Here is a 22,941-nt window from a genome sequence, read left to right on the forward strand (position 1 = left end):
GGGAGCGGCAGACGTGGCTGCGCGACACGAGCCGTTCTTCAAACGTAAAGACCACGACCGAGTGCGCGCATCGGCCTGCTCAGGCGGACCCAAGGGAGCACGGAACGAATGCATCAGGCCGCAAGCCTGCAATTCGAGCGCGTGGTGGAGGAGTTCGCCCGCTGGCTCGCTGTGCCCGAGGACGAACGTTCGCCGGCGCCGGCCTGGTGGTGGGGACCCGCGATCGCGGTGCTCGACGTGCGCCAGCCTATGCCAAGTGCGTGGTCGCGCACGCTCGGCCTCGGCGAAGGATCGGCCTTTGCCGATGGCGCGCGCCTACTTCTCGCGCTGTTCGAGGATCAGACCTCACTGCCGTGGCCGGAAGATTTTCCGCGCAAGGCGGAAAGCAAGGATGACGACGTCCGCGAGCTGCACCCGCAGCCGTCAGATGACAGCGCGTTTCAGCCGTAACGCTGCGGCATCGGTTGCGGCAAGGTCCGGCTCCGGCTGGAGCGGCGGCGCAACGGTCAGCTCCATCGGCCGCAGCAGTTCGGCCATCTGCCGCGCCGGCAGCGGCTTGGAGATCAGATAGCCCTGCATCTCGTCGCAGCCATGGGTACGCAAGAATGCCTCCTGCTCGGCGTTCTCGACGCCTTCGGCGACGACGGTCATGCCGAGCGCCTTGCCCATGCTGATGATCGCCTGCGCGATCGCCTGATCTTCCGAATCCTGCGGCAGGTCGCGGACGAAGGAGCGGTCGATCTTGATCGTGTCGATCGGGAAGTGCTTCATCAGCGACATCGACGAATAACCGGTGCCGAAATCGTCGATGGCGAGGCGAATGCCGCGGCTCTGTATGGCGTCGAGCACCTTGAGCGCGCGCCCGACATTGCGCATCATCATGCTCTCGGTGACCTCAAGCTGGAGCAGCACCGGCGACATGCCGCTGGCGGCCAGCGCCTCATCGACGTCCTGCAACAGATGCTCGTCGGCAAACTGCCGCGGCGACAGGTTGACCGCCATCGACAGGGGCAGCAGGCCGCGGCGCTGCCAAGCCATCGCTTGGGCACAGGCTTCATTCAGCACCCAGCGGCCGATCGGCACGATCAGCCCGGTCTCCTCGGCAAGCGGAATGAATTGCGCCGGCGAGACGTTGCCGAGATCGGGATGCGTCCAGCGCAGCAGCGCTTCCACTCCGGTGATCTGGCCGGTCTCCATATCCACCTTGGGCTGGTAATTCAGCGAAAATTGCTGGCGCTCCAGCGCCCGGCGCAGCGCGCTCTCCAGCGACAGACGTTCGATCGATTGCGTCTTCACTTCCTTCGAGAAGAAGCGATAGCCGTTCTTGCCGTCTTCCTTGGCGAGATACATCGCCATGTCGGCATTCTTGGTCAGCGTCTGCGCGTCGGAGCCGTTGGTCGGATACATCGCAATGCCGATCGAGGCCGTGGTGTGGCACTCGTGCCCGGCCAGCTCCATGGGCTCGGCAAGCACGGCAAGCAGCCCGCTGGCGATGCGCTGGACCTCGTCGATCTCGCCGCACCGGTCGAGGATCACCACGAACTCGTCGCCGCCGAGCCGTGCCACCACGTCGCTAGTCCGCAGCGCGCTCCGCAACCGACTCGCCACTTCGAGCAAGAGCAGGTCGCCGGCCTCGTGGCCGAGCGAATCGTTGATGACCTTGAAGCGGTCGAGATCGATGAACAGCACCGCAAAGCGGTGATCGTAGCGCTGCGCCGCGCCGATCGCTTCGCGCAACAATCCGTTGAATGTCTCGCGGTTCGGCAGGTCCGTCAGGCTGTCATGCGAGGCGAGGTATTCGATCCGCTCGTCGGCCTTCTTTTTCTCGTCGGCGCGATCGAAATTCTCCATCGCGAAGGCAACGTTGTCGGCCAGGCGCTGCAACAGCTCGACGAACTCGGCGGTGAACGTGTCCTTGTCGGTCGACATGTAGATCATGACGCCGACGGCCAGATCATGAACGATGAGCGGGATCGCCGCGCCCGACCGTGCGCCGTCGCCACGAACAATGGCGTGGAAGGCGCTCACGCGCTGGTCGTTGAGATAGTCGTTGCTGATGCAGGGCTGCCGGGTCCGGAACGCCGTGCCGGCCATCCCCCGACCTTCGGGGCGCTCGGGGTCGACCGAGAGGCGGACATTGCGCGTGGTGTCGGACGACGGTCCTGCGCTTGACACGATCTTGAGCTGGTCGCTGTCGGCGCCGGCGAGCGCAATGGTCGTCGAGGTGAACTTGGCGCCGTTCGATGCGGCGAGACACACGAGGTCGAACAATTCGGCGCGCGATTTCGCCCGCATGATCGCCTCGTTGGTCGCGCTCAGCGCCGCGAACATGCGGGTCAGGCGCTCCTTCTGCGCCTCGGTGCGGGCCTTTTCCTCGGCGCGGTCGAAATTGTCGAGCGCGAACGAGACGTTCTCTGCGAGACGGGCCAGCAGTTCGACCAGATCGGGCGTGAATGTATCCTCCTCCGGAGCAAGGAACAGCAGGATGCCGATCGGCTCCTGACCGGAACGTAGAAGCGGGAAACTGGCAGCGGCCCGGGTTCCGTCCTCGACCGCCTTGGAGTGCCAGTGTGCTGAGCGCGGATCGTGCATATAGTCGTTGACGACACTGGGCCGGCGCGTCCGCAGCGAGGTTCCAATGATGCCCTGGCCCTCGGGATGATCCGGGGCAATCGCGCAGGTGCGCCCGACCATTCGCTGCTGGAGCCGTCCCTTCACGGCGACGACCCGGACCAACTCACGTTTCTGGTCGATGATTCCAATCGTCGCAGAGGCGAACATGCCGCCCAGCACGGCCGCCTGACATGCGACTTCGAACAGCTCCTCACGGGTCTCGGCGCGCATGATGGCTTCGTTGGTGGCACTCAACGCCGCGAACATGCCGCTCAGCCGGTCTCGCTGCTTGTCGGCCTTCGCCTTCTCCTCGGCGCGGTCGAGATTTGCGATCGCAAATGACACGTTGCGTGCGAGCCGTTCCAGCAGTTCGACCAATTCCGGCGTAAACGTGCCGATCTCGAGCGAGTTGAACAGGAACACGCCCTCCGTGCGGTCGCCGTTCAGCAACGGCAACACGGCGGAGGACTTGACGCCGGTGCGGCGGGCACTCTCGTGCCAGGGTTTGAGGCGCTCGTCGGCGAGCAGGTCATTGGAGATGCACGGCTGCCCGGTGCGGAAGCACGTGCCGGTCAGGCCTCTTCCCTCCGGCACCTTGTCGGTCGTGGCGAATTTGAGTCTGCGTACTTCATCGGAGTACGGCCCTGCGGAGGCGACGACCCGAAGCAAGCCGGAGGCGGGCTCGGCAAGCGCGATCGTTGCCGAGCCGAACTTACCACCCTGCACTGAGGCCTCGCATACGAGATCGAACAGCTCGGCACGCGACGTGGCCCGGATAATCGCCTCATTGGTGGCGCTCAGCGCGGCGTACATGCGCGCGAGCCGCTCCTCCTCGCGCGCGATCTGCGCCTTCTCCTCGTCGCGATCGAAATTCTGGAGCGCAAAGCACACGTTCTCGGTCATCCGCAGCAACAGCGCGACGATGCCATGGTCCTTCGCCCAAGACTTGCTGACGAAGAAGAACATCACGCCGACGCTGGTTCCGCGCTTGATCAGTGGTGCGGCGACGCAGGCGACCGCGCCAGCATTGATGCTGGCCCGCTCCCAAGTCGTTCCCTTGGTACGACCGACGAGGTCGTCTTCGACCATCGCCTTCTGTGTCCGGAAGACCTGGCCGGAGATGCCCCGACCGTGAGGATTGTCGGGATCGATCGAGTAGCGTGCCTGTCTGATCAGATCGAGATTTTGTCCGGTCGCGGCCACCGGCGTCAGGCAATGCGAGTTCTCCTCGCGCAACAGCACGAAAGTCGCCAGTGATTTGCCGCCGTGCACTGCTGCGTCGCAGACCCGCTGATACAAGTCCAATTCGGTATTGGCTTTGAGGATTGCCTCGTTGGTCGCGCTAAGCGCCCCAAACATGCGATTGAGCCGCCGCATCGCCGCCTCGCTGTCCCGGCGCGCTCCTTCTCGCTCGAAATTCTCGAGCGCATAGGAGATATTGGCTGGCATGCGCTCGAACAGCGACACCATCTGCTCGTTCAGCGATCCGGCGTTGCGGCGGGTCACGTAGAGCACGCCGACGCCCTTGCCGTTACAGAGGAGCGGGACTGCTGCAGCCGCCCCGATTTGGGCCTTCGCCGCACCCTCGCGCCACGCCAGCGAACGCGGGTCGTTCAGATAGTCGTTGCTGATGCACAGCTTCTGATCGCGAAACGCCTCGCCGCCGACGCCGGATCCTTCGGGCGTGCCTGCTTCCGTCGTGATCACGATCGAGCGCAGGCGCGCAACGTCATCGCCGCAGCCGGCCGCAAAATGCAGCCGCCGGCCGTCCGGTCCCACCAGAAACACCGCGACCGCCAAAAAATCTCCGCTCGAAAACCCGGCGTCGCAGACCTTCTGGTACAGCTCGTCCGGCGATTTCGCGTAGAGAATCGCTTCGTTGATGGCGCTCAACGCCGCAAAGGTGCGTGCGAGGGTCGTCGGCACGTTCTCAGCTCCCGGGCATTTTCTGCCTATTTTTCCCGGGTGACTTTATGGGTGGCGATCGCCTAAGTGGACGTTATTGCGCGCTGCAAACCCTCAATCAAAGTGAATGAGCGGCGAACGGCCGGCGCCAAACTGTCGAAAATACCGCCGCATGGCACGAACTGTCGACCGAAGGCGCGTTCTCTTTACGAAAATGCAGCCCTGTATTGGTTTACGGGAGATTGATATCGCGCCGGCGCTTTGAGACCATGCACCCAACAAACACCCTGTTAAGGGCACCAAGCCGAGGAAACGCCATGCCGATCGTCGGGGCCGAGCGTCTCACGTGCATCAGCGCAGCGCTGCTCCGCGCCGCCGGAGCGTCCGAGGAAGAAGCGGACGCGGTGGCGTTCGGCTGCGTCAACGCCAATCTCGCTGGCCATGACTCGCACGGCGTGATCGCCGTTCCCACTTATATCGACCGCATCAAGGCCGGACACATCGTTCCCGGCGCCAAATGGACCATCGTCCAGGAATCGCCGACCACGACCGTGATCGATGGCCATTGGGGGTTGGGCTACCACGTCAACGCCAAGGCCATGGCACTGACCATCGAGAAGGCGAAGACGGCGAACGTCGCCGCCTGCACCGTGTTCCGGCAGAGCCATGTCGGCCGCCTTGCCGCTTATCCGTTGATGGCGATGCGGGAAGGTATGATCGGAATCGCAACCGCGGACTCCGGCCGCTCGCCGAAGCACGTCGCCCCGTTTGGCGGCAAGGAGGCGCGGCTCGGCACCAACCCGATCTCGATCGCGGTGCCGTCCGACCTCGATGCGCCGTTCTATCTGGACATGGCAACCTCGGCGGTGGCGGCCGGCAAGATCCAGCTCGCGCTTGCCCGCGGCGAGGAGATTCCGGCGGGGTGGATCATCGATGCCGAGGGGCGGCACACCACCGATCCGTCCCAATATCGCAAGGGCGGCGCGCTGCTGCCGCTCGGCGGCACCGAGGGCTACAAGGGCAGCGGTCTTGCTGCCATGGTCGAGGTGCTGTGCGGCCTGCTCACCGGTCTCGGCTTCGGCGTCGAGCCGACCGGGCGGCACAATGACGGATGCTTCATGGCGGTGTTCAACGTCGCGGCCTTCCGTCCGCTGAAGGAGTTCAAGCGTGAAGTCGCCGAGTTTGCGCATTACCTCAAATCGACGCCGCCGTCCGAAGGCAGCACGGGCGTGTTCTATCCCGGCGAGATCGAGGGCCTGCGCGAGCGGCAACGCCTGCGCGACGGCATCGAGATCGAGGATACGACCTGGGGGAAGCTGCGCGCGCTGGCGCGCGAGTACCGGCTCGACACCGTCCTCGATCTGGCTTGACGGCATCAGGAGAACAGCAGCATGACGCGGCAGATGGTACTGGTCGGCTTCCTCCAGGCGCAGAACTGCACGAACTTGCCGAGCTCCTGGCGGCATCCGGACTCGCGCAACGATTCGATGTCGGCGGATTATTATCAGGAGATCGCGAGAATCCTCGAAGCCGGCAAATTTCACATGGCCTTCTTCGACGATCGCCTTGCGATGCCGGACCGCTACGGCAACGATCACGCCCACACCGTCGAATACGGCATCCGCTGCGTGAAGATGGACCCGCTGATCGTGCTGACCACGATGGGCATGGTCACCGAGAAGCTCGGCCTTGGCGCGACCTGCTCGACCACTTATTACGAGCCGTTCGACGTCGCGCGACGCTTTGCAACGCTCGATCTGATGTCCGGCGGGCGCGCCGGCTGGAACGTCGTCACCTCGCTGAACGACGGCGAGGCGCTCAACATGGGGCGCGACTCGCACCCCGAGCATGATTCCCGCTACGACCGAGCCGACGAGTTCATGGAGGTCGTGCTCGGCCATTGGGACACCTGGGAGGACGGCGCGCTCATCATGGACAAGAAGAGCGGCCGCTTTGCCGATCCCACCAAGGTCAAGCGACTCGATCACAATGGACCGGCCTTCAAGTCGCGCGGACCGTTCACAGTGCCGCGCTCGGACCAGGGCCATCCCGTGATCATCCAGGCCGGCGCGTCCGGTCGCGGTCAGCGCTTTGCCGGGCGATGGGGTGAGGTGATCTTCACCGCCGCGCGCAACCTCGCGGGCGCCAAGGAAGGCTATGCTTCCGTGCGTAACGAAGCCGCCAAGGCTGGCCGCGATCCCGACCAGATGCTCCTCTGCAACCTGACGACGCCGGTCTGCGCCGCGACCAAGGCGGAGGCCGAGGACAAGATGGCGCTGATCAACAAACTTCCGCTCGAGATCGACGCGTTGTCGCTGCTCGCCGAAGCGCTCAACTACGATTTCGCCTCCAAGGATCTCGACGAGCCGCTGACGACGGCAGAGCTGAAGAGCATGCAGGGCATCTTAGGCATTCGCGACGGCGTGCTGAAGAATTCGGGCAAGAGCAATCCGAGCGCGCGTGACTTCGTCACCTACTCCGGCCGCGGCCAGGTTCAGGATGCGATGGTCGGTGGTCCGAAGGAGATCGCGGACAAGCTGGAAGAGATGTTCGCCGAGCGCGGCTGCGACGGTTTTGTCATCGCCGCGACTTACGTACCCGGCTCTTACGCGGATTTCGTGCAACACGTCGTGCCGGAATTGCAGCGGCGCGGCCTGTTCCAGAAAGAATACCGCGGCAAGACGTTGCGGGAAAATCTCGGGCTCAAGCGGCCGGCACCCGGTGCCTGGAAGACTCAGCCCGCGATGCCGCGGAATGACAACGAGGGCATAACATGCGCTGGCTGAATTCACTGCCAGGGACAGGACGTCCTGGGGGATCGTTGAAGACGACCAGGTGATCGCCGTGGACGGCGATCCCTTCAGTGAATGGCGGCGCAGCTCGCGCACGCATCCGCTGTCACAAGTTACCATCGAGCTGCCGCTGATTCCCCGCACCTTCTATTGCGTCGGCCTGAACTACCTGAAGCACCTGAAGGAGGCCGCCGACAAGCGCGGCGAGGTGCCGGCAGTGCCAGACCGTCCCGAGATCGGCTATCGCGCGCAAAACGCGCTGATCGCGCATGACCAGGATGTCGTGATCCCTTCCTTTGCAACGGACAAGATCCACTATGAAGGCGAGCTCGTCGTCGTCATCGGCAAAAAAGTGAAGCATCTCACCGAAGCGAACGCGATGGATTGCGTGTTCGGCTACACCATCGGCAACGACGTCAGCGAGCGCAGCTGGCAGAAGGCTGATCGCAGCCTGTGGCGCTCCAAGAACGCCGACACGTTCAAGCCGATGGGCCCGTGGATCGAGACCGAGGCGGACCTCGCCAGGATGCAGACGATCGTCCGGGTCAACGGCAAGGAGACCAATCGCTTCCAAACCAACGACATGATCTTCGGCGTGGTGCCGTTCCTGGTCGAGCTGACGAAGTATTTCACGCTGTGGCCCGGCGACGTGATCTGGATGGGCACGGACGGCGCCTCGCCGGATATCAAGCACGGCGATGTCGTGGAGATCGAGATCAGCGGCATCGGAACGTTGCGGAACAGGTTTGTCAGGGAGAAGGTATAGCGCACGCTGCACCCACAGTGTCGGCCCGGCGAAAGCCGGGAGCCATACCGCCGCAGCAGATATGTTATGATCGGGACTCGTTGTTATAGCTTCGCAAACAATTGGCATTCGTGATCATGGGTCCCGGCTCCCTGCGCAATGGCGCAGCAGGGCCGGGACGACCACGGATAATCCGTGCACACCTGCGTCAAAACGGCAGTGCCACGCTCGTCTTGATCTCCTTCAGCACCACATTGCTGCGGACGTAGCGGATGCCGGGGATGCGGAACATGAATTCGTCCAAGAATCTGTTGTAGGCGGCCATGTCCTGCACGACGACGCGCAAGTGATAATCGGCATCGCCCGTGGTCGCAAAGCACTCCAGCACCTCGCGGCGCGTGGTGACCCGAGCGACAAATTCATCGACGAACTTGGCGTCATGCCGCTCCAGCGAGACGTGGAGGATGGCGGACATCGCAAAGCCCGCCCGCTCGCGATCGATCAGCGCTGCATAGCTACGGATGACGCGGCTTTCCTCAAGCGCGCGCACCCGGCGCCAGCAGGCCGAGGTGGACATGCCGACCTCATCGGCAAGCTGCTGGTTGGTGGCGCGGCCGTCCTTCTGGAGGTGCGCAAGAATCCGCGTATCCTGCTCTTCGATCATGGAATCCTCACAAACCGGATAACTTAACCGAATTATAGGCCAAATCAGGTTACATCTACCAGAATAACCGCGCCTATTGGGAAAGATAGGTAAGACCTACCAGCCCCCCGAGCCTAACCTCTGCTGATCCGGCAGGGAATGCCGCGGGAGGTCCGCATGGACGCCATTCCGTCCCTCGACACTTACGAACTCTCCGACCGCTATGACCGCGAGCAAGGCCGTGTCTTCCTCACGGGCACACAGGCGATCGTCCGTATCGCACTCGACCAGGTCAGGCGCGATCGCGCCCGCGGCCTCAACACCGCCGGCTTCATCTCCGGCTATCGCGGCTCGCCGCTTGGCGGCATCGATCTCGAGCTCTGGCGCATCCAGGAGCGATTAAAGCGCGACCGCATCGAATTCCTCCCCGCAGTCAACGAAGACCTTGCGGCAACAGCCGTGCTCGGATCGCAGCAGGTCGAGACGCAAGGGGACCGCGAGGTCGATGGCGTGTTCGGGCTCTGGTACGGCAAGGGCCCCGGCGTCGATCGCTCGGGCGATGCGCTCAAGCACGGTAATGCCTATGGCTCCTCGCCGCATGGCGGCGTGCTGGTGGTCGCCGGCGACGATCATGGCTGCGTCTCATCCTCGATGCCGCACCAGTCCGACGTCGCCTTCATGAGCTGGTTCATGCCGACGTTGCACCCGGCAAGCGTCGGCGAATATCTCGAGTTCGGCGAGTATGGGTACGCATTGAGCCGCTTCTCCGGCATGTGGGTCGGCTTCAAGGCGATTTCGGAGATCGTGGAGTCTGGCGCCTCCGTGGCGCTAAGCCCGCCCCGCGACTTCCGCACGCCCGACTTCGCGCCACCACCGGGAGGCCTGCACTATCGCTGGCCAGACCTGCCGGGTCCGCAGATCGAGGAACGACTGGAAGCGAAGAAGCACGCCGTCTACGCCTTTGCGAAGGCCAATCCGATCGACAGGCACATCTACGACATTCCGGGTGCCACCTACGGCATCGTCACCACGGGCAAGGCGCATCTCGACCTGATGGAAGCGCTGCGGCTGATGGACCTCGATGAAACGGCCTGCCGCAGCATCGGCATCGACATCTACAAAGTCGGCATGGTCTGGCCCCTGGCGCTGCATGATGCCATGGAGTTCGTGAAGGGCAAGCGCGAGATCCTCGTGGTCGAGGAAAAGCGCGGCATCATCGAGAGCCAGTTCAAGGAATATTTCTACGATTATCCGGGCGCGAAGCCCGAGCGCATGGTCGGCAAGCATGACGAGCGGGGGGCGCGGCTGATCTCGTGGATCGGCGAATTGTCACCGCGCGCGCTGGCTGCCGTGCTGGCGCGCCGGCTCGACCCGATGTTTCCAGGCCTCAATCTCGCCGCGCGGGCAGCTGCCTTGATGCCGGAGGCCGCGCGCACGATCAACGTCCCAGGCGCGACGCGCACACCCTATTTCTGCTCGGGATGTCCGCACAACACGTCGACCAAGGTGCCGGAGGGCTCCAAGGCCCTCGCCGGCATCGGCTGCCACTTCATGGCGAGCTGGATGGGCCGCGAGACCTCCTCGCTGATCCAGATGGGCGGGGAGGGCGTGAACTGGGCGGCTTCGTCGAAATTCACCGGCCACAAGCACGTGTTCCAGAATCTCGGCGAAGGCACCTATTATCATTCCGGGTCGATGGCGATCCGGCAGGCGATCGCCGCCAAGGCCAACATCACCTACAAGATCCTGTTCAACGATGCCGTGGCGATGACCGGCGGCCAGCCGGTCGACGGGCCGGTCAGCGTGCATGCCATCGCCCACAGCGTCCGCGCCGAAGGTGTTGAGCGTATCGCGCTGCTGTCGGACAATCCCGCGCAATTTTCTCCGCCCGACCTGCCAACTGGCGTCACCATCCATCCACGCGAGGAGATGGACGCGGTGCAGCGCGAGCTGCGCGAGGTGCTAGGCGTCTCCGTGCTGATCTACCAGCAGACTTGCGCCACCGAGAAGCGCCGGCGGCGCAAGCGCGGCCAGATGAACGACCCGAAGCGCTATGTCTACATCAATGATCTCGTCTGCGAAGGCTGCGGCGATTGCTCGGTCGAGTCCAACTGTCTCAGCGTCGAGCCGAAGGAAACGCCGTTCGGCCGCAAGCGCCAGATCAATCTCTCGGCCTGCAACAAGGATTTTTCCTGCCTCAACGGCTTCTGCCCGAGTTTTGTTACCGTCGAAGGCGCCACGCGTCGTCAGAAAACCGCGAGCCGGATCGACGCGATCGGCCAGGCCGCGACGCTGCCTCTGCCCGCCTTCGCGACGCTCGACCGGCCCTACGACCTGCTGGTGACCGGCGTCGGCGGCACCGGCGTGATCACGGTCGGCGCGCTGATCGGCATGGCCGCGCATCTCGAACGAAGCGGCGTCTCGGTGCTGGATTTTACCGGCTTTGCGCAGAAATTCGGCCCCGTGCTGAGCTACATCCGGCTTGCTCCTTCCCCCGGGGCGCTGCATCAGGTCCGTATCGACCAGGGCGCGGCCGATGCGCTGATCGGCTGCGACCTCGTCGTGAGCTCCTCGCCGAAGGCCTCCGGCACCTATCGCCGCGGCACGCGCGCCGCGGTCAATACCGCGGAGATGCCGACCGGTGACGTCGTCCGCTTCCGCGATGCCGACCTCGCCTCCCCTGCCCGCATGCGCGCCATCGGCCGCGTGATCGGCGATGGCAATCTCGATACGATCAACGCGAATGCGCTGGCCGAAGGGCTGCTCGGCGATGCCGTCTATGCCAACATCATCATGCTGGGCTTTGCCTGGCAGCACGGATTGGTGCCGGTCTCGCTGCAAGCGCTGCTGCGCGCGATCGAGCTCAACGGCGTCGCCATCGAGCGCAACAAGCAGGCGTTCGCCTGGGGCCGCATCGCCGCTGCCGATCCGGATTTTCTGCCGAAGACGGACCGCGCGCCCACGGCCGAGACACTCGACCAACTCATTGAACGCCGCGCCGATTTCCTCACCGCCTATCAGGACGAAGCCTATGCGGCGCGCTACCGGGCGCTCGTCACGAGGGTCCGCCGCGCAGAGGCCGTCCTGAACAGCGAAGCCCTGACCGGCGCGGTTGCCCGCGCCCTGTTCAAGCTGATGGCCTACAAGGACGAGTACGAGGTGGCGCGGCTGCATATGCAGAGCGGCTTCCTCGACGAGCTAAAAGGCGAGTTCGAGGATGGCTTCCGCATCCAGTATCACCTTGCCGCGCCTTTCCTGCTGTCAAGCCGCGATGCACGTGGGCGTCCGCGCAAGCGCGCCTTCGGGTCGTGGATCCAGGCACCGCTCCTCATGCTGGCGCGGTTGAAGGGGCTGCGCGGAACACCGTTCGATCCATTCGGCTACACGGCCGAACGGCGTGCCGAGCGGGAGCTGATCGCCTGGTACGAAGGCCTGATCGAGCGGATGCTCGGCGAGCTTGACGCGGCACGTCTGCCGAATCTCACGGCCATCGCTAGGGCTCCCATGGACATTCGCGGTTATGGCCCGGTGAAGGAGGCTGCGATCGCGAAGGTGAAGACTGAGGTCGAATCCTTGCTGGCTCGGCCGGCCGCGGCCAAGGCAGCCTGACCGCATTCGTCCTCACGAATAAGGGTTGATCAGCTTCTGCTGTTCGGCGCTGTGATGCACGAGCATGTCGATGAAGGTCCTGACCTTCGCCGTCAGATGGTGGCGATGCGGATAGACCGCGTTCATAGACAGCTCGACGGTCCGATATTCCGGCAGCAGGCGGACCAGCCGACCCGATTCGAGATCGTCTTGAACGAGAAACCCAGCCATTAGGCAGATAGCCGCGCCCTCCAGCGCCACCTTCCGCAACGCTTCTCCGCTGTTGGTGACGAAGCTGCCTGAGATGCGGACCGATGCCGGCGCACCCTTGCGATCGAGGAAGCGCCACTCGTCACCGAAGGGATAATTCAGGTGCCGGCCGCAATTATGCGCCGAGAGCTCATCGAGCTTCTGCACGCGGCCGTGCTTGTCGAGATAGTCGTGCGAACAGCACAGCACATGGCGCCACGTGGCGAGACTCCGCACGATCAGGCTGGAATCCCGCGGCTGGGTCATGCGCAAGGCGACGTCATAACCTTCCTCGATGAGGTCGACGTCGGCCTCGCCCATGCGCAGGTCGATCTTGAGCTCCGGATAAGTCGACAGGAGCTGTGCAACCACCGGCGCGACGAATGGCACCATGTGCGTGGCGACGTGGATGCGCAGCGTGCCGCGGGGTACCGACTGCAATTCGCTCGCGATGTCGTCGGCCTGTTCGAGATCGGCGAGGATCTGCGTGGCACGGTCGTAATAGGCCTTGCCAATTTCGGTGAGGCTGACTTTCCGCGTGGTCCGATTGAGCAGCCGCACCCCCAGCCGCTCTTCGAGCGCCTGGACATGATTGCTCACCATCGTCGTCGACATGTTGAGCCGACGGGCAGCGGCGGAAAAGCCGCCACTATCGACCACCCGGACGAACGCCGTGAGGCTGCTGAAGCGGTCCATGTCTCGAAGCCCCCGATTATCCACCTAGACCGGATAATTCTTCCAATAATACCACGATTATCGCAGCCGTGAGGACAACGCATCTTAGGGCCAGCGGCGCCCCTCAGAAGGCGCCCGGGAATCTCGAGGATGTCATGTCAAATGCTTCGTATGTTGCTGAAACAAATGAGAAAATCTGGCTTCGCCCGTCTCGCCAGGCGCTCCAGCGGGGCGCGGTCGGCCTGGCGCTGGCCCTCGGCATCGTCGTCGCTGGCGATTATGGCTACGATTACCTGAAGACCGGCCGCTATCTCGAATCCACCGACGACGCCTATGTGAAGGCCGATTCCACGATCATCGCGCCTAAGGTCTCCGGGTACATCGCGAAGGTGCTAGTCGGCGACAACCAGAAAGTCAAAGCAGGCCAGCTGCTGGCCAAGATCGACGATCGTGACTTCAAGACGGCCCTCGACCAGGCCCGCGCCGATGTCGAGGCCGGCGAAGCCTCGGTGCGCAACATCGATGCCCAACTCGAATTGCAACAGCCGATCATCGCGCAGAGCACCGCCGACGTCACTGCTGCTGAGGCCAATCTGAAATTCGCCCAGGAGGAACGCGCCCGCTACGACGACCTGATGAAGTCGGGCTCCGGCACCATCCAGCGCGCGCAGCAGACCGATGCGGCGCTGCGCGCCAGCACCGCGCAATTGCAGCACGCCAAATCCGGTCTCTTGGCGGCGCAGCGCAAGGTCGACGTGCTCACCACCCAGCGGGCCCAGACGGCGGCCCAAGTCGAGCGAGCCCGCGCGGTGGCGCAGCAGGCGGCGCTGAACCTGTCCTATACCGAGATCACCGCGCCGGTCGACGGCACGGTTGGCGCACGGAGCTTACGCGTCGGCCAGTACGTGCAGGCCGGCACACAATTGATGGCCGTGGTGCCGCTGGATGCCGTCTATGTCGTCGCGAACTTCAAGGAGACGCAGCTCACGCATATGCGCCCCGGCCAGCCCGTCGAGCTACGCGTCGACAGCTTCCGCAGCAAGACCCTGCGCGGCCATGTCGACAGCCTGTCGCCGGCAAGCGGGCTCGAATTCGCCCTGCTGCCGCCGGACAACGCCACGGGCAATTTCACCAAGATCGTGCAACGCGTGCCGGTCAAGATTGTGCTCGACGACCACAGCCTGACCGGCCTGCTGCGCCCCGGCATGTCCGCAGTGCCGACCGTCGACACCAAGCAGGCGGTGCTGGCCGAACGCGAGACGGCCAGGCATCTCGCCGACAACACAACCCGTCCGAATGGCGGCTGAAGCTGACGAGACTTCCATGAGCACGCTCCAATCCACCCTCAACGCCGCAGCCGCCCTCCCCGCCCCGGCTGCGCCCGCCACCCCGGCGGTTTCCGCAAGAACATGGATCGCGGTGATCGGCGCGACGCTGGGCGCCTTCATGGCGGTGCTGAACATCCAGATCGTCAACGCTTCGTTGGCCGATATCCAGGGTGCGATCGGCGCCGGCATCGACGACGGCGGCTGGATCTCGACCTCCTATCTGATCGCCGAGATCGTGGTGATCCCGCTCTCGGGTTGGCTCGCGCAGGTGTTCTCGATCCGCATCTATCTGCTCACCAACGCGATCCTGTTCCTGGCTCTGTCGGCGGCCTGCGCGCTGGCGCAGGATCTGTCGCAGATGATCGTCCTGCGCGCGGTGCAAGGCTTCACCGGCGGCGTGCTGATTCCGATGGCCTTCACGCTGATCATCACGCTATTGCCGCGCGGAAAACAGCCCGTGGGCCTTGCGCTGTTCGCGCTCTCGGCGACGTTCGCACCCGCGATCGGCCCGACCATCGGCGGCTACCTCACCGAGAATTTCGGCTGGCAGTACATCTTCTATGTCAACCTCGTGCCGGGCACGATCATGGTCGGCATGCTCTGGTACGCGCTCGACGCAACGCCCATGAAGCTGTCGCTGTTGCGGGAAGGCGATTGGGCCGGCATCATCACCATGGCGATCGGGCTGTCCGCGCTGCAGACCGTGCTGGAGGAAGGCAACAAGGACGACTGGTTCGGCTCGCCGTTCATCGTGAAACTGTCGTTAATCGCTGGCGTTGCGCTCACCGCCTTCCTCGTCATCGAGCTCACAGTGAAGAAGCCGCTCTTGAACCTGCGCCTGCTGGTGCGGCGCAATTTCGGCTTCGGCATGCTCGCGAACTTCCTGCTTGGTATCGCACTCTACGGCTCGGTGTTCATCCTGCCGCAATATCTGGCTCGCATCCAAGGTTACAATGCCGAGCAGATCGGTTTCGTGCTGGCCTGGACCGGGTTGCCGCAGCTCGTTCTGATCCCGCTCGTCCCTCGCCTGATGCAGAGGTTCGACGCACGGCTGGTGATCGGCGTCGGTTTCGTATTGTTCGCGGCCTCCAACTTCATGAACATCACCATGACCAGTAACTATGCCGCCGATCAGTTGTTCTGGCCCAACGTCGTCCGTGCGATTGGCCAGGCGCTGGTGATGGCGCCGCTGTCCGCGGTGGCAACATCAGGCATCGAGCCGGAAAACGCGGGCTCGGCGTCAGGCCTGTTCAACATGATGCGCAATCTCGGCGGCGCCGTCGGCATCGCGCTGCTCCAGACCGTGCTGACCAAGCGCGAGCAGTATCACTCCAACGTGCTGATGCAGTCGGTCTCGGTGTTCGAGCAGGCGACGCGCACGCGGCTGGAGCAGCTCACCCAGTATTTCATCAATCATGGCATCCTCGACCATGCGGATGCGTCGCATCGTGCCTATGTCGCGATCGGCCGTATCGTGCAGAAGCAGGCCTATATCCTCGCCTTCAGCGACACCTTCTATCTGCTTGGCGCGGCGCTGATCGTGGCCCTGGTCGCAGCCCTCTTCCTGAAGAAGCCCGGCCAGACTTCCGCCGGCGGAGCCCACTGACCTCAATCCAAGCAAGGAGAACGCCCATGAAGCCCCGCATGAACTACTACCAGGCCGCGCCCGACACGATCAAAGCACTGATGGCGCTGGAGACGCAGATCCAGTCGACAGGCCTGGAGAAATCACTGATCGAGCTCGTCAAGATCCGGGCCTCGCAGATCAACGGCTGCGCCTATTGCATCAACATGCATACCGAGGACGCGCGCAAGCGCGGCGAGACCGAGCAGCGCATCTATCTGCTCGACGCCTGGCGCGAATCTCCGCTCTATTCCGACCGTGAGCGCGCCGCGCTGGCCTGGACCGAAGCAGTGACCTTGATCTCGCAGACGCACGCGCCGGACGACGTCTACGAGCAGGTCCGCGCACAGTTCTCGGAGGAGGAAACGGTCAATCTGACCATGCTGATCGCGACCATCAACGCCTGGAACAGGATCGCGATCTCGTTCCGCGCGGTTCACCCGGTGAAGGTCAAGGCGTCGGTGGGGTGAGGAGTGGCGTCATGGACGCAACGTCGCCTCCAGCCGCTCAACTGTCATGCCCCGGCGTGACCGCAGCATCCAGTACGGCGCGGCCAATCGATTGAAGCACGACCGCCTCGGAGTATTGGATCGCCCGGTCAAGCCGGGCGATGACAGCAATGGGTGTGGCTTAAACCGCCGTCGCCTTGGCGAACTCCACGTAGATCTCACGCAGCCGCGTTGCCAACGGGCCGGGCTTGCCGTCGCCGATCTTTTTCCCATCGATCGCCACCACCGGCTGCACGAACAGTGAGGCCGACGTCGCAAAAGCCTCCTTTGCGGCCAGCGCCTCGGCCACCGTGAAAGAACGCTCCTCGACGCGGAGCTGGCGCTCTTCGGCGAGCGCCACCACGGCCTTGCGGGTGCAGCCCGGCAGGATCGCATTGGAGTTCTTGCGGGTCACGATGACGTCGTCCTGCGTCAGGATGAATGCCGAGGACGAGCCGCCTTCGGTGATATAGCCGTCTTCCAGCATCCAGGCTTCGCCGGCGCCGGCTTCGGCCGCGGCCTGCTTCGCCAGCACCTGCGCCAGCAGCGCCACGCTCTTGATATCGCGCCGTTCCCACCGGATGTCGGGCACGGTGATCACGCTGATGCCGGCCTTCGCCGACGCGGCGTTGATGATATCCTTCTCCGAGGTGAACATCACCAGGCTCGACTTGACGTCACCCTTGGGAAACGCGAAGTCGCGGCCCTTGTCGGCACCGCGCGTGACCTGGAGATAGACGAGGCCGTTCTCGAGCTTGTTGCGCGCGATCAGTTCCTTCTGGAACTCGGTGATGCGCTCGAGCGTCTCCGGTAGCTTCAGCTTGATCTCGCCGACCGAACGCTCCAGCCGCGCCAGATGCGAGGCATTGTCGACCAGCTTGCCATCGAGAACGGCCGAGACCTCGTAGATGCCGTCGGCGAACAGAAAGCCGCGGTCGAGGATCGAGATCTTCGCGTCCGAGAGCGGGATGAATGAGCCGTTGACGTAGGCAAAGTCCAAGGCAGGTCTCCTGGCGGAAAGGGGATTTGCCCACCGGTATAGGAGATTTGGCGCCGACGATAAACCCTCGATGCGTCATTCCGGGGTGTTCGCAAAGCGAATGAGCCCGGAATCCATCTCACCTCGCGTACTGCCGCACAATGGATTCCGAGCCCGCGAAGTCGCGCCGCGGAATGACGGCGGTGATTAATGCGACAGGATCTTCGACAGAAATTTCTGTGCGCGGTCGCTGCGGGGCTTGCCGAAGAAATCGTCCTTCGCTGCGTCCTCGACGATCTCGCCGCGGTCCATGAAGATGACGCGGTTGGCGACCTTGCGGGCAAAACCCATCTCGTGGGTGACGACCATCATGGTCATGCCTTCGCGGGCGAGATCGACCATGACGTCGAGCACCTCGCTGACCATTTCGGGGTCCAGCGCCGAGGTCGGCTCGTCGAACAGCATGACGATCGGATCCATCGCCAGCGCGCGAGCGATGGCGACACGCTGCTGCTGCCCCCCGGAGAGCTGCGCCGGGAATTTCTGCGCCTGCTCTATCAGCCCGACGCGCTCCAGAAGCTGCATGCCTTTGGTCTGCGCCTTGTCACGCGGCCGCCCCAGCACCTTCTCCTGCGCGAGGCAGAGATTGTCGATGATCTTGAGATGCGGAAACAGCTCGAAGTGCTGGAAAACCATGCCGACGCGCGAACGCAGCTTCGGCAGATTGGTCTTGGGATCGTTGACCTTGGTGCCGTCGACCAAGATGTCGCCGCTCTGGAACGGCTCCAGCGCATTGACGCATTTGATCAGCGTGGACTTGCCCGAGCCCGAGGGACCGCAGACCACGACGACCTCGCCCTTGGTGACGCTGGTGGTGCAATCCGTCAGCACCTGGAAACTCGGCGTGTACCATTTGTTGACGTGGCTGATTTCGATCATGTGTTTCTCAAGCGGTTCGGCAATCTCGGTTCACCTCTCCCAAGGAGAGAGGTCGGCGCAAAGCGCCGGGTGAGGCGGTACAGGTCCATCGTTGGAGCGAAACCCCTCACCCGGATCGCTAGCGCGATCCGAGCTCTCCCTGTGGGAGAGGTGAAGGGGCATCGCATTCGAAATCTCGAACTCACGTTCCACCTAGCGAATGATGGCGATGCGCGCCTGGAGCCGGCGGACGCCGAAGGAGGCGATACAGGAAATGGTGAAATAGACGACGGCTGCGAACAGATACATTTCGACCAGGCGCCCGTCCCGCTGCGCCACCTTGCTGGCGGCACCGAGGAAGTCGGTGATGGACAGCACGTAGACCAGCGAGGTGTCCTGGAACAGCACGATGGTCTGCGTGATCAGGACCGGCAGCATGTTGCGGAAGGCCTGCGGCAGCACGACATAGCGCATGGTCTGGGCGTAAGTCAGCCCCAGCGCGCTGGCCGCAGCCGGCTGCCCGCGCGAGATCGACTGGATGCCGGCGCGCATGATTTCGGAGAAGTACGCCGCCTCGAACATGATGAAGGTGATGAGCGACGATGCGAATGCGCCGACGCTGATGGGGCGCGAGGCGCCGGTCAGCCACTGCCCGATATAGGGCACCAGGAAATAGAACCAGAAGATGACCAGCACCAGCGGCAGCGAGCGCATGAAGTCGACATAGACGCCGGCGATCCGGCCAAGGATCTTGAAGCCGGAGAGCCGCATCAGCGCGAGTGCCGTGCCGAAGACCAACCCGCCGAGTGCCGCGAGCCCCGTTAGCGTCAGCGTGAACGTCATGCCCTCATAGAACAAATAGGGCAGCGCGCGGCGGATGACGTCGAAATCGAGATTGCCGAACATCGCTATTTCCCCGTGATGTAGCCGGGGATCGCAACCCAGCGCTCAAGGAAGCGCATCGCGGTCACGACGACGGCGTTGACAAGGAGATAGAGGATCGTCGCAGCGGTGAAGGCCTCGAACACCTGGAACGAGAACTCCTGCATGGAGCGCGCCTGTCCGGTCAGCTCGAGCAGGCCGATGGTGATCGCAACCGCCGTGTTCTTGATGGTGTTGAGGAACTCAGAGGTCAAGGGCGGCAGGATGATGCGGAACGCCATCGGCAGCAGCACGTAGCGATAGCCCTGCACCGTGGTCAGACCCAGCGCGGTTGCGGCCATCTTCTGCCCGCGCGGCAGCGAACCGATGCCGGCCTGCAATTGCACGGCGACGCGGGCCGACATGAAGAAGCCGACACCGATCGCGGCCGTCCAGAACGGCGCGTTCGGCAGCTGCTTCAGCCAAGTGCCGGCGCCTCTTGGCAGCAGTTCCGGCAGCACGAAGAACCACAGGAAGAGCTGCACGAGCAGCGGCATGTTACGGAAGAATTCGACATAGGCAAAGCCGAACCAATTCGCTCCCCTCGACGGCAGCGTGCGCATCACGCCGACGATGGAGCCGGTGATCAGCGCGATGACCCAGGCCAGCGCCGCAGTCTTGAGGGTCAGCACCAGTCCCGACAGCAGCATGTCGAGATAGGTGCCGGTCCCCATCGGGTTCGGCTGGAAAAAGATTCCCCAGTTCCAGTTGTAGTTCACGTGTCCCCCGCGCGAACGCGCCAATCATGGATGTCCCGGCACCTATGCAAATGTCCGGCCATTCTCCCTCCAGAATGTCCGAAATGTACCGCCTCTCCCCGCAAGCGGGGAGAGGCGAACAGCTCCATCTTACTTGTAATCGTCCGGATTCGGCGAGTCCGTCGGCTTGGCGAACTCGTTCTTCAGCTCTGGCGAAATCGGCGTGTTGAGGTTCAGTCCCTTCGGCGGGATCTTCTGGGTGAACCACTTATCGTAGATCTTCTGGGCTTCGCCGGACGTATAGAGCGCCGCCGTCGCCGCATCGACCACCTTCTTGAAGGCGGGGTCATCCTTGCGCAGCATGATGCCATAGGGCTCGGGCTTGGAGAACGCGTCCTTGGAGATGGCATAGTCGTCCGGGTTCTTCGACCCGGCCACGAGGCTCGCCAGCAGGATGTCGTCCATCACGAAGGCGACCGCGCGGTCGGTCTCGACCATCAGGAAGGCCTCGGCGTGGTCCTTGGCGGGAATGATGTTGGCGCCGAGGCCCTTGGCAACGTTGGCTTCGGTGAGCTGCTTGATGTTGGTGGTGCCGGCGGTCGAGACCACGGTCTTGCCCTTGAGATCGTCGATCGACTTCAGGCCGCTCGACTTCTTGAACACGTAGCGGCTGGCCGTCAGATAGTGGGTGTTGGTAAAAGCGACCTGCTTCTGGCGCTCGGCATTGTTGGTGGTCGAGCCGCATTCGAGGTCGATGGTGCCGTTCGCCATCAGCGGGATGCGGGTCGCCGAGGTCACCGGATTGAGCTTGACCTCGAGCTTGTCCAGCTTGAGCTCCTTCTTCACGGCATCGACGATCTTGTAGCAGATGTCCATCGCGAACCCGATGGGCTTCTGGTTGTCGTCGAGATAGGAGAACGGGATCGAGGAGTCGCGGAAGCCCAGCGTGATCGCGCCGGTGTCCTTGATGTTCTTCAGCGTGCCGGTCAGCTCCTGGGCCCCGGCCTGGCTGACGGCGAAGGTCGCGGCAAGCGCGAGCCCGATGTAACGGAAATGTTTCACTTTTCTTCCCCTTTCGGATGATGCGGCCCGGATGCAAGCACAAATCGAGCCGGATTAGAATGTAACTTTCGGCTGGATCAAAGGCTCAGGTTAACGGCGCCGGCAACTCGCCGAGATCCCAGAACAGCCCGGCCATCACCGTCAAGGCCTCTTCGGTCAATGGCAGCAGGATGTGCTCATTGGGCGCATGTTGGGAGCAACCGGGGTAGGAGTGCGGCACCCAGATCGTCGGCAGGCCCAGGATTTCGGAGAACACGTCGTTGGGCAGCGAGCCGCCGAAATTCGGCAGCACGGCCGGCGCCTTGCCGGTCGTCTCCTGCACTGAATTGGCCGCCCATTTGATCCAGGGGCTGTCGAAATCGGTCCGCGATGCGGCAAAACTCTGGGCCGCCCGCACCTCGACCATAGGAAAACCCTTTGCGACCAGATGCGCGCGGATGGCCTCGATCAGACCCTCGATCTTCGTCCCGACCACGAAACGCAGTTGCAGCACGGCATTGGCATGGCCGGGAATGGCGTTCGCCGGCTTCTCGATATTGCCCGAGGCCATCGCCAGCACTTCCAGCGTGTTCCAGGCGTAGAGCCGTTCGGCCGCCGACAGGCCCTCCTCGCCCCAATTCTCCGCCAGCGCCGGCTCGTCCGCGGTCGGCACCACCTGCACGTCGGCGAGATAGCTGCGGATCTGGTTGGTGAGCCGCGGCGGCTTCAGCGCGTCGAGCTGGAGACGGCCGTGGCCATCAACCAGCGTGGAGATCGCGTTGACCAGGATGGTCGCGGGGTTGGCGAGCACGCCGCCCCAATTGCCCGAATGGTGACCGCCGTCGCGCAAGTTCACATCGAGATGGATGCGGATGCCGCCGCGGCAGCCCAGAAACAGCGTCGGACGGTCGGCGGACAGACGCGGCCCGTCCGAGGCCATGAACAGATCGCCCTTGAGCGCATCGCGATTGAGGTCGCAGACCTTGCCGAGATCGGGCGAGCCGATCTCCTCGCCCATCTCGACAATGAATTTGGCGTTGAAGCCGAGCTTGCCGCCTCTCGCCTCGCGCACGGCGCGCAGCGCCGCCATATTGATGCTGTGCTGGCCCTTGTTGTCGGCAGTGCCGCGGCCATAGAGGCGCGTGCCCGCAACCGTCGTGCGCCAGGGATCGCGGCCGTCGCGCCACTCGCCCTCCATGCCGTCGACGACATCGCCATGGCCGTAGATCAGCACGGTCGGCACTGAGTCACTCTCGTGGTGCTCGGCAAACAGGAACGGCGCCTTGCCGCTCGGGGATTCGACGATGCGGCTGGTGAAATCAAGCGCGGCAAAGGCCGGTTGCATTTCCTGTTCCAGATAGGCGCGCAGCTCAGTGCCGCGCGAGGGATTCTGGCTCTCGGTCCGATAAGCGATCCGGCGGTCGAGCTCGGTGAGGAACGCACCGGATTTGAAATCCTCGCGGGCGCGGGCGATAGCGTCGGCTCTGGTCATGACTTGCTTTTCGAGATTTTGAGACGAAGGACATTACCCGAGACGGGCGGGTCTTCGAAAGTGGCGGGACTTCGATAGTTCTTGGGGTTCTCTTGGAATTTGGTTCTTGCTCTCGTGAGATTGGCTTGCCAAGTGCGGCAGCACTGCGGATTTTGGCCTTGCCAAGGCCGAGACATCCAAGTCTAGGATATGCAAGAACTTCGCCAAGTTCGGGCGCACGTCTACCATTCGAAGAGCGCTCA

The 22,941-nt window shown here is 63.5% G+C and carries 17 protein-coding genes; 8 read left to right on the forward strand and 9 right to left on the reverse strand.

What is annotated here, in order from left to right; translation table 11 throughout:
• Positions 1 to 108: 108 nt before the first annotated feature.
• Entirely contained in the window at positions 109 to 450 is a 342-nt protein-coding gene (locus tag IVA92_RS24460; protein WP_247277642.1) for a hypothetical protein, read from the forward strand.
• On the opposite strand, the gene IVA92_RS24465 is transcribed toward IVA92_RS24460, so the two are convergent.
• Entirely contained in the window at positions 424 to 4,539 is a 4,116-nt protein-coding gene (locus IVA92_RS24465; protein WP_247277643.1) for a GAF domain-containing protein, read from the reverse strand. The two genes, IVA92_RS24460 and IVA92_RS24465, sit on opposite strands and share 27 nt — an antisense overlap.
• A 296-nt stretch (positions 4,540 to 4,835) precedes the next feature.
• Between IVA92_RS24465 and IVA92_RS24470 the strand changes: the two genes are divergently transcribed.
• Genes IVA92_RS24470 through IVA92_RS24480 form a run of 3 tightly spaced genes read left to right on the forward strand, consistent with a single transcriptional unit; the run spans position 4,836 to position 8,076 of the window.
• A complete protein-coding gene (locus IVA92_RS24470) occupies positions 4,836 to 5,888 on the forward strand; it encodes an Ldh family oxidoreductase (RefSeq protein WP_247277644.1) in 1,053 nt (350 codons plus the stop codon).
• Positions 5,889 to 5,909: 21 nt separating this feature from the next.
• Positions 5,910 to 7,304, forward strand: coding sequence for an LLM class flavin-dependent oxidoreductase (locus tag IVA92_RS24475; RefSeq protein WP_247277645.1), 1,395 nt, complete (start codon positions 5,910 to 5,912; stop codon positions 7,302 to 7,304).
• The gene (locus IVA92_RS24480) at positions 7,297 to 8,076 is read left to right on the forward strand and encodes a fumarylacetoacetate hydrolase family protein (RefSeq protein WP_247277759.1); all 780 of its coding nucleotides are present in this window, start codon (positions 7,297 to 7,299) and stop codon (positions 8,074 to 8,076) included. The genes IVA92_RS24475 and IVA92_RS24480 overlap by 8 nt, the downstream gene beginning before the upstream one ends.
• A gap of 187 nt (positions 8,077 to 8,263) precedes the next feature.
• On the opposite strand, the gene IVA92_RS24485 is transcribed toward IVA92_RS24480, so the two are convergent.
• On the reverse strand, positions 8,264 to 8,719 hold the full coding sequence (locus IVA92_RS24485) for an Lrp/AsnC family transcriptional regulator (protein WP_247277646.1): 456 nt from the start codon (positions 8,717 to 8,719) through the stop codon (positions 8,264 to 8,266).
• A 156-nt stretch (positions 8,720 to 8,875) separates the two neighbouring features.
• Between IVA92_RS24485 and IVA92_RS24490 the strand changes: the two genes are divergently transcribed.
• On the forward strand, positions 8,876 to 12,307 hold the full coding sequence (locus IVA92_RS24490) for an indolepyruvate ferredoxin oxidoreductase family protein (RefSeq protein WP_247277647.1): 3,432 nt from the start codon (positions 8,876 to 8,878) through the stop codon (positions 12,305 to 12,307).
• Between the two features lie 12 nt (positions 12,308 to 12,319).
• Here the strand turns inward: IVA92_RS24490 and IVA92_RS24495 are convergent, their stop codons facing one another.
• Positions 12,320 to 13,231: a LysR family transcriptional regulator gene (locus IVA92_RS24495; RefSeq protein ID WP_247417091.1), complete on the reverse strand. Its 912-nt coding sequence runs from the start codon at positions 13,229 to 13,231 to the stop codon at positions 12,320 to 12,322.
• A 134-nt stretch (positions 13,232 to 13,365) separates the two neighbouring features.
• On the opposite strand from IVA92_RS24495, the gene IVA92_RS24500 reads away from it, so the two are divergent.
• From IVA92_RS24500 to IVA92_RS24510, 3 genes are read left to right on the forward strand one after another with little or no spacing between them, the layout of a single operon-like run.
• Positions 13,366 to 14,517, forward strand: coding sequence for an HlyD family secretion protein (locus tag IVA92_RS24500; RefSeq protein ID WP_247277649.1), 1,152 nt, complete (start codon positions 13,366 to 13,368; stop codon positions 14,515 to 14,517).
• Between the two features lie 16 nt (positions 14,518 to 14,533).
• Positions 14,534 to 16,144, forward strand: a complete 1,611-nt coding sequence (locus IVA92_RS24505; protein ID WP_247277650.1) for an MDR family MFS transporter — start codon at positions 14,534 to 14,536, stop codon at positions 16,142 to 16,144.
• A 26-nt stretch (positions 16,145 to 16,170) separates the two neighbouring features.
• Positions 16,171 to 16,632, forward strand: a complete 462-nt coding sequence (locus tag IVA92_RS24510; protein ID WP_247277651.1) for a carboxymuconolactone decarboxylase family protein — start codon at positions 16,171 to 16,173, stop codon at positions 16,630 to 16,632.
• A 160-nt stretch (positions 16,633 to 16,792) separates the two neighbouring features.
• On the opposite strand, the gene IVA92_RS24515 is transcribed toward IVA92_RS24510, so the two are convergent.
• The 6 genes from IVA92_RS24515 to IVA92_RS24540 all read right to left on the reverse strand — a co-directional run bounded on the left by IVA92_RS24515 (position 16,793) and on the right by IVA92_RS24540 (position 22,699).
• Entirely contained in the window at positions 16,793 to 17,650 is an 858-nt protein-coding gene (locus IVA92_RS24515) for a D-amino-acid transaminase (RefSeq protein ID WP_247277652.1), read from the reverse strand.
• Positions 17,651 to 17,836: 186 nt separating this feature from the next.
• The gene (locus tag IVA92_RS24520; RefSeq protein WP_247277653.1) at positions 17,837 to 18,568 is read right to left on the reverse strand and encodes an amino acid ABC transporter ATP-binding protein; all 732 of its coding nucleotides are present in this window, start codon (positions 18,566 to 18,568) and stop codon (positions 17,837 to 17,839) included.
• 192 nt (positions 18,569 to 18,760) lie between these two features.
• Positions 18,761 to 19,453 (reverse strand): ABC transporter permease subunit, encoded by a 693-nt coding sequence (locus IVA92_RS24525; RefSeq protein ID WP_028140044.1) that lies wholly within the window; start codon positions 19,451 to 19,453, stop codon positions 18,761 to 18,763.
• A 2-nt stretch (positions 19,454 to 19,455) separates the two neighbouring features.
• Complete coding sequence (locus tag IVA92_RS24530; protein ID WP_247277760.1) at positions 19,456 to 20,187, reverse strand: amino acid ABC transporter permease; 732 nt, start codon at positions 20,185 to 20,187, stop codon at positions 19,456 to 19,458.
• Positions 20,188 to 20,316: 129 nt separating this feature from the next.
• Entirely contained in the window at positions 20,317 to 21,228 is a 912-nt protein-coding gene (locus tag IVA92_RS24535; RefSeq protein ID WP_247277654.1) for an amino acid ABC transporter substrate-binding protein, read from the reverse strand.
• Between the two features lie 85 nt (positions 21,229 to 21,313).
• A complete protein-coding gene (locus IVA92_RS24540) occupies positions 21,314 to 22,699 on the reverse strand; it encodes a M20 family metallopeptidase (protein ID WP_247277655.1) in 1,386 nt (461 codons plus the stop codon).
• Positions 22,700 to 22,941 lie beyond the last annotated feature (242 nt).

Source organism: Bradyrhizobium sp. 154, assembly GCF_023073875.1.
Taxonomy (GTDB): domain Bacteria; phylum Pseudomonadota; class Alphaproteobacteria; order Rhizobiales; family Xanthobacteraceae; genus Bradyrhizobium.

Excerpts from the sequence above, each read along its gene's own strand:
- IVA92_RS24470 (WP_247277644.1), top strand. The coding sequence starts at position 4,836 with ATGCCGATCGTCGGGGCCGAGCGTCTCACGTGCATCAGCGCAGCGCTG.
- IVA92_RS24500 (WP_247277649.1), top strand. The coding sequence starts at position 13,366 with ATGTCAAATGCTTCGTATGTTGCTGAAACAAATGAGAAAATCTGGCTT.
- IVA92_RS24520 (WP_247277653.1), bottom strand. The coding sequence starts at position 18,568 with ATGATCGAAATCAGCCACGTCAACAAATGGTACACGCCGAGTTTCCAG.
- IVA92_RS24490 (WP_247277647.1), top strand. The coding sequence starts at position 8,876 with ATGGACGCCATTCCGTCCCTCGACACTTACGAACTCTCCGACCGCTAT.
- IVA92_RS24525 (WP_028140044.1), bottom strand. The coding sequence starts at position 19,453 with ATGTTCGGCAATCTCGATTTCGACGTCATCCGCCGCGCGCTGCCCTAT.
- IVA92_RS24460 (WP_247277642.1), top strand. The coding sequence starts at position 109 with ATGCATCAGGCCGCAAGCCTGCAATTCGAGCGCGTGGTGGAGGAGTTC.
- IVA92_RS24475 (WP_247277645.1), top strand. The coding sequence starts at position 5,910 with ATGACGCGGCAGATGGTACTGGTCGGCTTCCTCCAGGCGCAGAACTGC.
- IVA92_RS24485 (WP_247277646.1), bottom strand. The coding sequence starts at position 8,719 with ATGATCGAAGAGCAGGATACGCGGATTCTTGCGCACCTCCAGAAGGAC.
- IVA92_RS24495 (WP_247417091.1), bottom strand. The coding sequence starts at position 13,231 with ATGGACCGCTTCAGCAGCCTCACGGCGTTCGTCCGGGTGGTCGATAGT.
- IVA92_RS24510 (WP_247277651.1), top strand. The coding sequence starts at position 16,171 with ATGAAGCCCCGCATGAACTACTACCAGGCCGCGCCCGACACGATCAAA.
- IVA92_RS24540 (WP_247277655.1), bottom strand. The coding sequence starts at position 22,699 with ATGACCAGAGCCGACGCTATCGCCCGCGCCCGCGAGGATTTCAAATCC.
- IVA92_RS24505 (WP_247277650.1), top strand. The coding sequence starts at position 14,534 with ATGAGCACGCTCCAATCCACCCTCAACGCCGCAGCCGCCCTCCCCGCC.